This is a genomic window from Bradyrhizobium sp. CCBAU 25338 (assembly GCF_028128965.1).
Lineage (GTDB): Bacteria > Pseudomonadota > Alphaproteobacteria > Rhizobiales > Xanthobacteraceae > Bradyrhizobium > Bradyrhizobium liaoningense.
This window is the reverse complement of record NZ_LFKY01000039.1, coordinates 216,091-229,092: the sequence shown is the minus strand read 5'-3', so window position 1 is coordinate 229,092 and position 13,002 is coordinate 216,091. Positions and strand designations below refer to the sequence as shown.

The window sequence follows — 13,002 nt, the reverse complement described above, 5'->3', positions numbered from 1 at the left end:
GCGGGCATGAGCCGGCGTCGAATGCGGCGGGTGTTTGACCTGCCGCAGAACGTTTGCGGATGAACGGCGTTGACGCTCGGTGCGTACAAGTGGGGAGGAAGACGACGTGAAGAACAGGATTTCGTTCGCGGCAATATCCGCGGGGCTGCTGGTGGCGGTTGCAGCCGGCGCGCAGGCCGAGCCGGTGTTGCAGGGCAAGGACGCCTATGGCGACTGGCGGGCCGACAAGCCCGGCACGGTCAGGCTGATCCGGCCCCAGGATCTGGTAAGGCCCGGCGCCACACGGTCGGTTGCGAGCTCGTCGCGCGTGGTGCCGCGTCCGCCGGAGGCTGCGCTCCAAGTGCCGGCCGGCTTCAAGATCGAGCTGTTCGCCGAAGGCCTGCGCGCGCCGCGCATCATACGCGTGGCCCCGAACGGCGACGTCTTCGTCGCGGAGACACGGGCCGGTAACATCCGCGTGTTGCGCGCCGGGGAGGGCGGCAAGGTCGCGACCAACGAGGTGTTCGCCAGCGGACTGCGGCAGCCGTTCGGCATCGCCTTCTTTCCGAACGGCGACAATCCGCAATGGGTCTATATCGCCAACACCGACGGCGTCGTCCGCTTTCCCTATCAGGCCGGCGATCTCAAGGCGAGCGGCAAGGCGGAGACGATCGTGGCAAGCCTGCCGCATGACGGCGGCCATTCCACACGCGATATCGCTTTCACGCTCGACAACAAGCGCATGCTGGTCTCGGTCGGTTCGCTCAGCAACGTCGCGGAGGGCATCGGTACTCCGCCGGGCGGATTGGAGGCGTGGTCGAAGGCGCAGCCGCTTGGCGCGGCCTGGGCGAGCGAAACCGAGCGCGCGACCTTGCTGGCCTTCAATCCTGACGGCAAGGAGCGGAAGATCTACGCCACCGGCCTCCGCAATTGCGTCGGTCTTGCAATCCAGCTGCAGACCGGTCTGCCCTGGTGCTCGACCAACGAGCGTGACGGCCTCGGCGACGATCTCGTCCCCGATTACGTGACGAGCGTGAAGGAGGGCGCGTTCTACGGCTGGCCGTGGTTCTACATCGGCGGCAACGAGGACCCGCGCCACGCCGGCGCGCGGCCGGACCTGAAGGACAAGGTGACGGTGCCCGACGTGCTGATCCAGCCGCACTCGGCCTCGCTCGGCATGACCTTCTATCAGGGCACGCAGTTTCCGTCCGAATACCAGGGTGATGCCTTCGCCGCCGAGCATGGCTCCTGGAACCGCTCGAAGCGCACCGGCTACAAGGTGATCCGCATCCGGATGAAAGACGGCAAGCCGACCGGGGAGTACGAGGATTTCGTCACGGGGTTCGTCGTGAGCGACTCGGAGGTCTGGGGCCGTCCGGTCGGCGTCGCCGTGGCGAAGGATGGATCGCTGCTGATCTCCGAGGACGGCAACGGCACGATCTGGCGGGTGATGCATTCGCGGTGAGCGAGCATGCGTCGCCTCTCCCCGCAAGCGGGGAGAGGGAGAACGAACCTACCCCCGCCTCACGCTCGCGCCGCCATCCACTGGCAGCGTTACGCCGGTGATGAAGTTCGCCTCCTCGCTCGCCAGAAACAGCGCGGCGTTGGCGACGTCCCATCCGGTGCCCATCTTCCTGCGCAGCGGCACCTTGCTGTCGCGTTCGGCTTCGACCTCGGCGCGGGTCTTGTGCCATTCGCGGGCGCGGGTGTCGACGGCCATCGGCGTGTTCATCAGACCGGGCAGGATGACGTTGGCGCGGATGCCGAATTCGGCGTTCTGATACGCCAGCTGTTCGGTGAAGGCGATCATCGCGGATTTCGTCGCCTTGTAGGCGACATAAGGATACGTCGTGATCGCGGCCATCGAGGAGATGTTGATGATGGCGCCGCCTCTCTGCGCGCGCATGATCGGGATCACCTCCTTCGCGGCGAGTATGCAGCTCTTCAGATTGATGGCGACGACGCGGTCGAACGCCTCCTCGGTCAGTTGCAGCAGCTCGGCGTCGCCGCCGGACAGGCTGACGCCGACATTGTTGTGCAGCACGTCGATCCGGCCCCAGCGCGATTGCGCGTCGGCCACCATCGCCTTGATGTCGGCGGCCTTGGTGACGTCGGCCTTGAAGGCCGCGGCGGTGCCGAGTTTCGCGGTGATCATCCCCACCGTTTCCTGCGCCGACTCCAGGTGATGGTCGACGCACAAGACCTTCGCGCCTTCGCGCGCGAAGGTGAGCGCGGTGGCGCGGCCGTTGCCCATGCCTTCGCCGGGACTTTGCCCGGCCCCGACGACGATCGCGACCTTGTCCTTCAAGCGCATCTCGGTTCACTCCCCGGCACGGGCACCATTCGTCCCATTATTTTCGTGCAGATTAGCAATCGCCCCGTCCGGAGAGAAGGGCGTGGCGCCTGCGTGCATGTCATTGACATCACATGGAATTGCATGTTGCGGCCGGCCTGTCGCGTATGACTGACCCTTGCAGTGCAGGAACCGTTCCGAGGTCGCAGCGTTTGCGGCCGGAGCCTTTCCCGCGCTAGGCTCGGTCCGGGGGCTCCCAACCGCCAGTGGCTTGCCGATGAATCTGCTCGATCCGCAAGGGCCCGTGGCTGCGGGCAACAGCACCATTCTGGTCGATTCCGTCTTCATCATGCTCGTGATCGTGGTGCCCACCATCATCGCGATCCTCGGCTTTGCTTTCTGGTTTCGCGCCTCGAATTCGAAAGCGCACTACCAGCCGCACTTCGTCTATTCCGGTCGCGTCGAAATGGTGGTGTGGTCGATCCCTGCACTCACGGTCATCCTGCTCGGCGGTGTCGCCTGGATCGGCTCGCACCAGCTCGATCCGGCCGCGCCCGTGCCGGGCACCGGAAGCCCGGTGCGGATCCAGGCCGTGTCGCTCGACTGGAAATGGCTGTTCATCTATCCGGACCAGCGCATCGCCACCATCAACACGTTGACGGTGCCTGCGGGCGCCGAGCTGAATTTCCAGCTGACATCGTCGAGCGTGATGAACACGTTCTTCATCCCGCAGCTTGGCAGCATGATCTACACCATGAACGGCATGGTGACGAAGCTCAACCTGCGCGCCGACAATGAAGGCAAGCTCCAGGGCCTGTCCGCGCATTTCTCCGGCGATGGGTTCCCCGACATGATGTTCGACGTCAACGTCGTCTCGCCGCTCGCCTTTCCGGAATGGGTGGCGAATACCGCCAGGACGGATGCGGTGCTGAACGCGGACAGCTACAAGAAGCTGATGCAGCAGGGCATCGAGAAGGGCCGGCCCGTCTACCGCCTGGACGATCCACGGCTGTTCGACCTGATCGCGACCCAGCACATTCCGCCGGGGCCAGGGCCGGAGCTCGCATCCGAAGCAGGCCGGGCGCACAGTGGAGGCCATGATGCTCGGTAAGCTCGATTGGTCGGCCATTCCGCTTGATCAACCGATTCCGCTCGTCGCCGGCGCGGTGGTGCTGGTCGCAATCCTCGGCGTCTTGACGTGGGTCGTGGCGAAGGGGCATCTGCCCTATCTCTGGAGCGAATGGATCACCAGCGTCGATCACAAGCGCATCGGCGTCATGTACATCCTGCTCGCTTCGGTGATGCTGCTGCGCGGCGGCAGCGACGCCATCATGATGCGGATCCAGCAAGCGGTCGCCTATCAGTCGCAGGGCTATCTGCCGCCGGAGCACTACAACCAGATATTCTCCGCGCACGGCACCATCATGATCTTCTTCGTGGCGATGCCGTTCGTGATCGGGCTGATGAACCTCGTCGTGCCGCTCCAGCTCGGCGTGCGCGACGTCGCATTTCCGACGCTCAATTCGGTCGGCTTCTGGCTGACTGCGACCGGCGCGCTGCTGGTCAACGTCTCGCTCGTGGTCGGGGAGTTCGCGCGCACCGGCTGGCTCGCCTTTCCGCCGCTGTCAGGGCTGACCTACTCGCCCGGTGTCGGCGTCGACTATTACGCCTGGTCGTTGCAGATCTCCGGCGTCGGGACTCTGGTCGCCGGCATCAATCTCGTCACGACCGTGCTGAAGCTGCGCACGAAGGGCATGAACTATCTGCGCATGCCGATGTTCTGCTGGACCACGCTGGCCTCGAACCTTCTTATCGTCGCGGCCTTTCCGATCCTCACCGCCACGCTCGCGATGCTGCTGCTGGACCGCTATCTCGGCTTCCACTTCTTCACCAACGAGGCCGGCGGCAACGTCATGATGTTCATGAACCTGATCTGGGCCTGGGGCCATCCCGAGGTCTACATCCTGGTGCTGCCCGCCTTCGGCATCTTCTCGGAGGTGGTCTCGACCTTCTCCGGCAAGGCGCTGTTCGGCTATCGCTCCATGGTGCTCGCGACCATGGCAATCTGCGTCGTTTCCTTCATGGTCTGGCTGCATCATTTCTTCACGATGGGGGCGGGGCCCGACGTCAATGCCATCTTCGGCATCGCCAGCATGATCATTGCGATACCGACCGGCGTGAAGATCTACAACTGGCTGTTCACGATGTATGGCGGTCGCATCCGTTTTGCGACGCCGATGTTGTGGTCGGTCGGCTTCATGGTCACCTTCATCATCGGCGGATTGACGGGCGTCCTCGTCGCGGTGCCGCCGGCCGACTTCATGCTCCACAACAGCATGTTCCTGGTCGCGCACTTCCACAACGTCATCATCGGTGGCGTGCTGTTCGGCGCCTTCGCCGGCTTCGAATACTGGTTTCCGAAGGCGTTCGGTTTCCGCCTCGACGAGCGCTGGGGCAAGGCCGCGTTCTGGTTCACCTTCCTCGGCTTCTACGTCACCTTCATGCCGCTCTACATCGCCGGCATGCTCGGCATGACCCGCCGCATGCAGCATTACGACGTCGCGGCCTGGCGGCCCTGGATGATCGTTGCGGCGGTCGGCATGGCCGTGCTGACGATCGGCGTGATCTGCCAGATCGTGCAGCTCGTGGTCAGCATCCGCAATCGCGAGGCATTGCGCGATCGCACCGGCGATCCCTGGGACGGGCGCTCGCTGGAATGGGCGACCTCGTCGCCGCCGCCGGTATTCAACTTCGCCTTCAATCCCGATGTGCGCGGCGAGGACGCCTATTGGGAGATGAAGGTCCACGCCCGGCAGCAATCGCTCGAGCACGAACAGCCCGAATATCGGGACATCGAGATGCCCAGAAATTCGCCGACCGGATTCGTCTGCGCGTTCTTCGCCACCATCATGGGCTTCGCGCTGATCTGGCACATCTGGTGGATGGTGATCCTGGGCGGCATCGGCGCGTTCGCGACCTTCGTCGTGTTCGCCTGGCGCGACCATGACGAGTACGTCATTCCTGCCGAGGAGGTCGCAGCGATAGACCGCGCCAATCTCGAGGAGCGGCGCGGCCTCGTCAGCATGGCGGGAGCGGTCTGATGGCGATGACCGCGACTGCCGACCACGCCCGGGCCGATCCCCATCACATCGGCGTCGTCATCGAGCATCCCGGGCCAGCGCCGAAGCGGATCGTGACCGCCTACGGCTTCTGGATCTTCCTGCTCTCCGACATCGTGATGTTCTCCTGCTTCTTCGCGGCCTATGCGGTGCTGTCCGGCCAGACTGCCGGTGGCCCCAAGGGTGCGGAGATCTTCGATCAGAGGAATGTCGCGATCGAGACGGTCTGCCTGCTGCTCTCGAGCTTCACCTGCGGCATGGCCAGCATCGCCGCCGACGTGCGCAACCGGTTCTGGTTCTATCTCGGCATGACCGTGACCTGCGTGCTCGGGCTGATATTTCTCGTCCTCGAGTTCCGCGAATTCGCCGATCTCGTCGCCCGCGGCTACGGTCCGTCGCGTAGCGCGTTCCTGACCGCGTTCTTCTCGCTGGTCGGCTGCCACGGGCTGCACGTCTCCGCCGGCGTGCTGTGGCTGCTCACCATGATGGCCCAGGTTTTCGCAAAGGGCTTTCGTGCCGACATCCTGCGCCGGATGACGTGCTTTGCGCTGTTCTGGCACGCGCTCGACATCATCTGGGTCGCGGTGTTTTCGGTCGTTTACCTGCTCGGGAGTGCGCCATGAGCGAGCAGACGCATGGGGTGGTCAAACACGACCTCGCACCGGGCGAGGAAGAGCAGCATAGTGTCGGCGCGAGGATTCTCGGTTACGTCGTCGGGCTCGTGCTCGCGCTGCTGCTTACGGCGACCTCGTTCTTCATCGCCGGCACCGATCTGGTCTGGCAGCCCTCGATTCCCGTCGCGCTGATCGTGCTTGCGATCGCACAGATGGGTGTCCATCTCGTATTTTTCCTGCACATCACCACGGGCCCCGACAATACCAACAACGTGCTGGCGCTCGCCTTCGGCCTGCTGGTCGTCTTCCTGGTGGTGGGCGGGACGGTCTGGATCATGGCGCATCTCAACGCGAACATGCCGCCGATGGACCAGATCATGCGGATGCAGTGATCGCGCGCAACGATCACATCAAGGCGTCACGGTGCATCCGGAGCGCTGACGTTGCGTCATGGCTCGTTGCGGGCACGACGCCTCGGCTTGCACAGCGGCGCACAGAAAAGAACGGCCGCTTGCTTGTGACAAGCGGCCAAGTCTAGGGAGGAAACGCCCAAGCAAAGACAATCGGGCCGGAGCCGGATTGTTGCCAAGGAAACGCTCGCGCAAGGCGCTCGCGTAGGCTTACCAATGCAGCAACTGCCGATGAAGTTCAATTCCGGATCAATACGTACCCGGAATACTACTCACGGGTGCGGAACCCGCTTATTCACTTTGGCCGGCGGCAATTATAGGCCTTGCGGAAGCCGGCCGCCTGGGCGTCGTCCTCCGAGCAGAACCAGCGGTCCGGTTTGGTGGTCGCGGGATAGCTCGGGCAACCGCGCAAATGATAGATGCCGATATTGCCGGTGACGCGGGCGCGCACCGCAAGCTTGCCCTTGATGCTGCAGCTGGGCGGCATCGTCAGTTCCTCCGGAAACAGCACGGCGCGAATCTCCTTGTCGCGGTCGGGCCGGCAGGCGGCGCCCAGGAGTGTGCCGTCCTTCTTGCCGGCGCGGAAATCTTGCGGTGCAACAAAACAGCCCTTCCAGATCCCGGCGGCGGCTGTCTTGGCTTCGGCCGCAGCGGCCTTGACGTTGGCCTTGATCGGCTCCCGGGCGACGGCAAAGCCGAGCCTGACCAGCTGTTCGTTCAAGGTCGACTTGTCGCCCTCGGCCGTGCAGATCGCCCGGTGTCGCTTGCCGAAGCTCTTTTCCGGCCCGACATCGTCGCAGCGCACCACGCGTCCCTTGATGAGCTTCGTGAGCTGATCGCGGGCCTCGATACCGCAGGTCCAGGCATCGGCGTGATCGTCGATGCAGACCTGGTCCAGCTCGGGCGCATCGACGCCGTCCAGCCGATACGTCACGTCGCCAAGCTGGATGGAGTTGCCGTCGCGGGCCGTCGCGGCGCCGGTCAGCGCCGAGGCAGGGGAGGAGGTGCCCAGAAATCCGGACAAGGCGAAAAACGAAACGAGCGCAAAAGCGCGGGCGCTGGCAAAGTAAAATCGGAAGGACATACGGTCTCGCTATCGATGGCTCGTGCGTCTCGTTCCTAGCATCGGGATGTGGCGATACCAATGGTCTGCACCCCGCGAAGTGCGACATTCCGGCCTCGCGGCTTTACTCGGCCGTCGCTCTGACCCTATCGTTCGCCGGCCTCGCCGAGCGCGAAAGGCCGAATCGCCCGGGAAGCGGCGAGGGGGAGGAAAAGCTTGCGATGAAAGACCCCGTGGACGTCCTGATCATCGGCGCCGGCGCTTCCGGCGCGGCGGTGGCGTGGTCGCTGGCCGAGACCAAGATGCACATCCTCTGCCTGGAGCAGGGCGGCTGGATGAATCCGGCGGAATATCCCAGCACCGGCCGGGATTGGGAGGCCAAATTCTACGGCGAGTGGTCGTCGAGCCCCAACGTCCGCGGCCGGCCCGAGGACTACCCGATCAACGACGACAACTCCCCGATCAAGGTCGTCAACTACAATGCGGTCGGCGGCTCGACGGTGATGTACACCGCGCATTGGCCGCGGCTGCATCCCTCCGATTTCAAGGTGAAGACGCTGGACGGCGTCGCCGACGACTGGCCGATCGACTACGACGCGCTGACCCCGTTCTTCGAAGAGAACGACCGCATGATGGGGACGTCCGGCGTGTCAGGCGATCCACTCTCGCCGTTGACGCATCCGCCGATGCCGCAACAGCCGCTCGGATTGTCTGGCGCCATCATTGGCAAGGCCATGAACAAGCTCGGCTGGCACTGGTGGCCGTCGGACACGACAGTCGCGACCATGGACTATGAGGGCCGGGCGCGCTGCATCAATCTCGGCCATTGCACGCCGGCCTGCGCGCAAGGCGCAAAATCCTCCACCGACATCACCTATTGGCCGCATGCGATCCGCGCCGGCGTCGAGTTGCGCACCCATTGCCGCGTGCGGGAGATCACCACCGACGAGAACGGCATGGCTTCGGGCGTCGTCTACTACGACAAGGATGGCGTCGAGCAGTTTCAGCCCGCGCACGTCGTCATCATCGCCTGCAACGGCGTGGGCACGCCGCGGCTGCTGCTGAACTCCGCATCCGGCCGCTTCCCCGATGGCCTTGCCAATTCGTCAGGCCTTGTCGGCAAGAACCTGATGTTTCATCCCTATGCGCAGATCTACGGATTTGTGAAGGAGCCGACCGACAGCAATCGCGCGCCGCCGACCTGCCTGTGGAGCAAGGAGTTTTACGACACTGACCCGTCGCGCGGCTTCGTGCGCGGCTACGGCATCCAGTTCGGCCGTGGCGCGGGGCCGGTGTTCGAGGCGGTGGCGAGCGAGCAGAAGGGCATTCTGCCATGGGGCGCCGACCATCATCGCGTATTCCGTAAGCTCAACGGTCATCGGCTCGCGGTGTCGGCAATCTGCGAGGATCTACCCGAGGAGCACAACCGCGTCACGCTCGATCCCGTGCTGAAGGACAGTCACGGCATCCCCGCGCCGAAGGTCGACTATACCATCAGCGAGAACAGCCGGAAAATGATGGAGCACGGGCTGGCGCGCGGCCGGGAGATTCTCGAGACCGCCGGCGCGACCGACATCTGCATCAACAATCCGATCCCCTGGGGTGGCTGGCATCTGCTCGGCACCGCGCGGATGGGCACCGATCCAGAACGTTCCGTGGTCAACGAATGGGGCCGCTCGCACGACGTGAAGAACCTCTTCATCGTCGACGGCAGCATCTTCGTCACCTCGGGCGGCGTGAACCCGACGTCCACCATCCAGGCCCTCGCGCTCTACATCGCCGACCAGATGAAGCAGCGCCTCGCCAATTTGTTCGATTGAGAATGATGATGTTCAGACCCAGCCACGCGCTTGCTGCACCTCTCCCGCCTGCGGGAGAGGTCGGCGCGTCCGGGCGATGCGAAGCATCGTCCCGCGCGCCGGGTGAGGGTTTTCTCCTCTGGGGGAGCCCCTCTGTGGAGACACCCTCTCCCCAACCCTCCCCCGCAGGCGGGGGAGGGAGCAGACCTTCATCGCCGCACAAGCTTTGGAAGAGGACACAATGTCTGATCAACTCTCTCTGACGCTGCGGCAGCGTGACGACCTCCGCACCATCGCCGGGATGATCATTCCGGCGAGCGAGGAATACCGTGTGCCCGGTGCCGATGACGACATCATCCAGGCCGACATAATCGCAACGCTTGGCCGCGACACCAAACAGGTCGTGGCGGCACTTGATCATCTGGCTCGGCTCGCCGGCATGCCGCTGGCCGATCTCGAGTCCGCCGCGCGCGACGGCGTTGCCCAGCAGTTCCGCATCTCCGGCGGCGTCGCCGCAGCAACGCTCGTCCGTGTCGTGCTGCAATGCTACTACCGCGACGACCGCGTGCTGCGCTCGCTCGGGCTGGAGCTGCGCGCGCCGTTCCCCAAGGGGCACGTCCTCCCGGATGGGGACTGGTCGCTGCTCGACCCGGTCAAGGCAAGAGGAGGCTCTCTGAGGCGGACGTCCTAGCCATCTGGGCAGTCCAGCCCTGCGCTCCAGGCGGGCACCTTGCGCGGCAGGAAACAGGCCACCATCTGTGTGAGCCTCAAGGACTCTTGCCATGCTGGACTTCACCTCAGACATCGTCGATGACGCGCCGTCATCGCGAACGACGACATTTGCCCCTGTGGACGACGGGGCCCTGCTGGACGCCTATTCCAATGCCGTGATCGACGTGACCGACCGTGTCGGTCCCGCGGTCGTGCGCGTCGAGACCGGGCCGAAGGTGCCGAACGGCCGCGAACGCGGCGGGCTCGGCTCGGGCATCGTGATCTCGCCCGATGGGCTCGTCCTCACCAACAGCCATGTGGTCGGCAGTTCGAAGGAAATTCGGCTGCGCGACGTCGAGGGCCATGTCGGCGACGCGCAGGTGCTCGGCGTCGATCCCGACACCGATCTTGCGCTGCTGCGCGCCAGCGGCGCGCGCCACTTGCCTTATGCCGCGTTAGGTAACTCCAAGATCCTGCGCCGCGGCCAGCTGGTGATCGCGATCGGCAATCCGCTCGGCTTCGAATCGACCGTGACCGCCGGCGTCGTGTCGGCGCTCGGGCGCTCGATCCGCTCGGTGAGCGGGCGCACCATCGAGGACGTGATCCAGACCGATGCCGCGCTCAACCCCGGCAATTCGGGTGGCCCGCTGGTGTCGTCGAATGCCGAGGTCATCGGCATCAACACCGCCATCATCAACGGCGCGCAAGGTATCTGCTTTGCGGTCGCCAGCAACACCGCGCAATTCGTGCTGTCGGAGATCATCCGCCACGGCTATGTCCGCCGCGCCTATATCGGTGTTGCCGGCCAGACCGCGCCGGTCCCGCGGCGGCATGCGGTGCTGGCCGGCGTCGAGAACAAGATGGGCGCGCTCTTGATGCAGATCGAGCCGGATGGACCCGCGGCCAAGGCGGGCCTGTTGCCCGGCGACGTCGTGATCAGGCTCGACGGCATCGAGATCAACGGCGTCGATGATCTGATCCGCGTGCTCGACCGCGACCGGATCGGCCGGCGGCTCGCCATGGACGTGCTGCGGCTCGGCCGCCTGCGAGCGATCGATATCGATCCGATCGAGCGCAAGAAGGCGCGCTAGCGCTCGGGCGCCTGGGCGCGGTATGACACCGTCATGCCTCGCTCACGGAAGCTGGCCGCATGATGCCGGCGCACGAGACCTACGACGTCATTGTCATCGGCGCCGGTGCCGGTGGCATGACGGCCGCGGCCGTCGCCGCCGCCGAAGGCCTGCGCGTGCTGGTGGTCGAGAAGACCGCCTTCGTCGGCGGCACCACCGCGTGGTCTGGCGGCATGGTCTGGATCCCCGCCAACCCCAGGATGAAAGAGGCGGGACTTTCCGACAGCGTCACCGATGCAGTCCGGTATCTGTCGAGCACGGTCCCCGAGCCCGCCAATGCCGGCCAGCGCGCCGCCTTCCTCGCGCGCGGGCCGGAGGCGATCACCTATCTCGAAGCCAACACCGAGGTGCGCCTCCAGCCGGTGAAGGCCTGTCCGGACTATTATCCGGAGCGGCTGGGGGCGACGCCCGGCGGCCGCGTGCTGGAGCCGGTTGTTTTCGACGGCGCACGGCTGGGAAAGGGTTTCGCGCGATTGCGGCCACCGCTGCCGGAGTGCACGCGGTTCGGCGGGATGATGGTCAGCCGCCTCGACATGCCGCATCTAGGCAGGATCGGAACGTCGCTGCGCTCGGCCTTGCGCGCGGCCCAGTTAGTTTCTGCGTATGCGTGGCAGCGCTTGCGATCGCCGCGCGGCACAACGTTGCATCGCGGCAATGCGCTCGCCGCACAGCTGTATGCCACGCTGCTGGCGCGGCAGGTCGAGATCCTCTTCAGCGCTGATGTCGAGGGCTTATCGATGCGGGACGAGCGCGTCGCCGGCGTGGTGATCCGCCACGGCGCCCGCGACCGCCTGATCGCGGCGCGCCGCGGCGTCGTGCTCGCGACCGGGGGCTTCTCGCACGATGCGAGCATGCGCAAACGCTTCTTCCCGGCCGGGGCAGGTTTTATCTCGGCGGCCACTGCGTCGGCGACGGGCGACGGGATTCGTCTGGCGACTGCGGCCGGTGCAGCGCTCAACACGGACGCGACGAACGTGGCCTATTGGGTCCCGGCCTCGCTGTTCCGCCGCACTGATGGCAGTCGCGGCGTGTTCCCGCACAAAGTGACCGACCGCGCTAAGCCCGGCCTGATCGCCGTCAATGCGGCGGGCCGGCGCTTCGTCAACGAGGCGCTGTCCCACCACGAGTTCGTGCTGGCCATGCTGCGCGAGGCCAAAGGTGAGCCGGATCAGCCGTTCCACCTGATCTGCGACCGCCTGTTCCTGTGGGCTTACGGCCTCGGCCGCATCAAGCCATTCACGCGCAATTACCGGCGCTATGTAGCGAGCGGTGAGTTGATCGAGGCGGCGGATGTCGCGCAGCTTGCAGTCGAGATCGGCATCAAGCCGTCCGTGCTTGCAGCGACGATCGCCAGTTACAACGCCGCTGCGAAGGAGGGGCGCGATCCCGAGTTCGGTCGCGGCAGCACCATCTATCAGCGCCATCTCGGCGATGCCGCGCACAAGCCCAACCCTTGCGTCGCGCCGATCGTCCGCGCGCCGTTCTTCACGCTGCGCGTCTATCCGGCGGATCTCGGCACGGCCATCGGCATGACGGTGGATGCGCAAGCGCGTGTGCTGCGCAAGGACGGCACCCCGGTCGCCGGCCTCTACGCCTGCGGCAACGACATGGTCTCGATTATGAACGGCAACTATCCGGCTCCGGGCATCACGCTCGGCCCCGCGCTGACGTTCGGGTACATCGCGGGGCGGCATCTGGCTGAGGGCAGCGTGGCGCTGCCACCAAGGCTGGCCACGACACCAGTCTAGCCGTCCCCACCCCTGTCATGCCCCGCGAAAGCGGGGCATCCAGTACGCCGCGGCCCATCGAGGAATCACAGCCGTCTCGGAGTACGGGATCGCCCGGTCAAGCCGGGCGATGACACCGAGAGTGTGGCGAAACGCC

At 65.3% G+C, this 13,002-nt stretch carries 11 protein-coding genes; 9 read left to right on the top strand and 2 right to left on the bottom strand.

The annotated features are described in order from the left end of the window. Positions 1-106 precede the first annotated feature (106 nt). Positions 107-1,444, top strand: coding sequence for a PQQ-dependent sugar dehydrogenase (locus ACM42_RS23050; RefSeq protein WP_271530081.1), 1,338 nt, complete (start codon positions 107-109; stop codon positions 1,442-1,444). A gap of 48 nt (positions 1,445-1,492) precedes the next feature. On the opposite strand, the gene ACM42_RS23045 is transcribed toward ACM42_RS23050, so the two are convergent. Then, complete coding sequence (locus ACM42_RS23045) at positions 1,493-2,293, bottom strand: SDR family NAD(P)-dependent oxidoreductase (RefSeq protein WP_271530080.1); 801 nt, start codon at positions 2,291-2,293, stop codon at positions 1,493-1,495. Between the two features lie 256 nt (positions 2,294-2,549). Here ACM42_RS23045 and ACM42_RS23040 point away from each other — a divergent pair, with 256 nt between their 5' ends. The 4 genes from ACM42_RS23040 to cyoD are packed head-to-tail and all read left to right on the top strand — an operon-like array spanning position 2,550 to position 6,397. Next, positions 2,550-3,383 carry a cytochrome ubiquinol oxidase subunit II gene (locus ACM42_RS23040; RefSeq protein WP_271530079.1) on the top strand — a complete coding sequence of 278 codons (834 nt, stop codon included), beginning with the start codon at positions 2,550-2,552 and terminating at the stop codon, positions 3,381-3,383. Then, on the top strand, positions 3,373-5,373 hold the full coding sequence (gene cyoB, locus ACM42_RS23035; protein ID WP_271530267.1) for a cytochrome o ubiquinol oxidase subunit I: 2,001 nt from the start codon (positions 3,373-3,375) through the stop codon (positions 5,371-5,373). The genes ACM42_RS23040 and cyoB overlap by 11 nt, the downstream gene beginning before the upstream one ends. Beyond that, on the top strand, positions 5,373-6,014 hold the full coding sequence (locus ACM42_RS23030) for a cytochrome (ubi)quinol oxidase subunit III (RefSeq protein ID WP_271530078.1): 642 nt from the start codon (positions 5,373-5,375) through the stop codon (positions 6,012-6,014). The genes cyoB and ACM42_RS23030 overlap by 1 nt, the downstream gene beginning before the upstream one ends. Further along, the gene (cyoD, locus tag ACM42_RS23025; RefSeq protein WP_271530077.1) at positions 6,011-6,397 is read left to right on the top strand and encodes a cytochrome o ubiquinol oxidase subunit IV; all 387 of its coding nucleotides are present in this window, start codon (positions 6,011-6,013) and stop codon (positions 6,395-6,397) included. Before ACM42_RS23030 ends, cyoD begins: the two co-directional genes overlap by 4 nt. Before the next feature lie 313 nt (positions 6,398-6,710). On the opposite strand, the gene ACM42_RS23020 is transcribed toward cyoD, so the two are convergent. Next, the gene (locus tag ACM42_RS23020; RefSeq protein ID WP_271530076.1) at positions 6,711-7,499 is read right to left on the bottom strand and encodes a thermonuclease family protein; all 789 of its coding nucleotides are present in this window, start codon (positions 7,497-7,499) and stop codon (positions 6,711-6,713) included. 200 nt (positions 7,500-7,699) lie between these two features. On the opposite strand from ACM42_RS23020, the gene ACM42_RS23015 reads away from it, so the two are divergent. The 4 genes from ACM42_RS23015 to ACM42_RS23000 all read left to right on the top strand — a co-directional run bounded on the left by ACM42_RS23015 (position 7,700) and on the right by ACM42_RS23000 (position 12,866). Then, on the top strand, positions 7,700-9,298 hold the full coding sequence (locus ACM42_RS23015) for a GMC family oxidoreductase (RefSeq protein WP_271530075.1): 1,599 nt from the start codon (positions 7,700-7,702) through the stop codon (positions 9,296-9,298). A 220-nt stretch (positions 9,299-9,518) separates the two neighbouring features. Beyond that, positions 9,519-9,968: a hypothetical protein gene (locus tag ACM42_RS23010; protein ID WP_271530074.1), complete on the top strand. Its 450-nt coding sequence runs from the start codon at positions 9,519-9,521 to the stop codon at positions 9,966-9,968. A 91-nt stretch (positions 9,969-10,059) separates the two neighbouring features. Continuing rightward, a complete protein-coding gene (locus tag ACM42_RS23005) occupies positions 10,060-11,079 on the top strand; it encodes a S1C family serine protease (protein WP_271530073.1) in 1,020 nt (339 codons plus the stop codon). Between the two features lie 59 nt (positions 11,080-11,138). Beyond that, positions 11,139-12,866, top strand: a complete 1,728-nt coding sequence (locus ACM42_RS23000) for an FAD-dependent oxidoreductase (RefSeq protein WP_271530072.1) — start codon at positions 11,139-11,141, stop codon at positions 12,864-12,866. The last annotated feature ends 136 nt before the right edge of the window (positions 12,867-13,002 follow it).

Excerpts from the sequence above, each read along its gene's own strand:
- ACM42_RS23045 (WP_271530080.1), bottom strand. The coding sequence starts at position 2,293 with ATGCGCTTGAAGGACAAGGTCGCGATCGTCGTCGGGGCCGGGCAAAGT.
- ACM42_RS23040 (WP_271530079.1), top strand. The coding sequence starts at position 2,550 with ATGAATCTGCTCGATCCGCAAGGGCCCGTGGCTGCGGGCAACAGCACC.
- cyoB (WP_271530267.1), top strand. The coding sequence starts at position 3,373 with ATGCTCGGTAAGCTCGATTGGTCGGCCATTCCGCTTGATCAACCGATT.
- ACM42_RS23030 (WP_271530078.1), top strand. The coding sequence starts at position 5,373 with ATGGCGATGACCGCGACTGCCGACCACGCCCGGGCCGATCCCCATCAC.
- cyoD (WP_271530077.1), top strand. The coding sequence starts at position 6,011 with ATGAGCGAGCAGACGCATGGGGTGGTCAAACACGACCTCGCACCGGGC.
- ACM42_RS23020 (WP_271530076.1), bottom strand. The coding sequence starts at position 7,499 with ATGTCCTTCCGATTTTACTTTGCCAGCGCCCGCGCTTTTGCGCTCGTT.
- ACM42_RS23015 (WP_271530075.1), top strand. The coding sequence starts at position 7,700 with ATGAAAGACCCCGTGGACGTCCTGATCATCGGCGCCGGCGCTTCCGGC.
- ACM42_RS23010 (WP_271530074.1), top strand. The coding sequence starts at position 9,519 with ATGTCTGATCAACTCTCTCTGACGCTGCGGCAGCGTGACGACCTCCGC.
- ACM42_RS23005 (WP_271530073.1), top strand. The coding sequence starts at position 10,060 with ATGCTGGACTTCACCTCAGACATCGTCGATGACGCGCCGTCATCGCGA.
- ACM42_RS23000 (WP_271530072.1), top strand. The coding sequence starts at position 11,139 with ATGATGCCGGCGCACGAGACCTACGACGTCATTGTCATCGGCGCCGGT.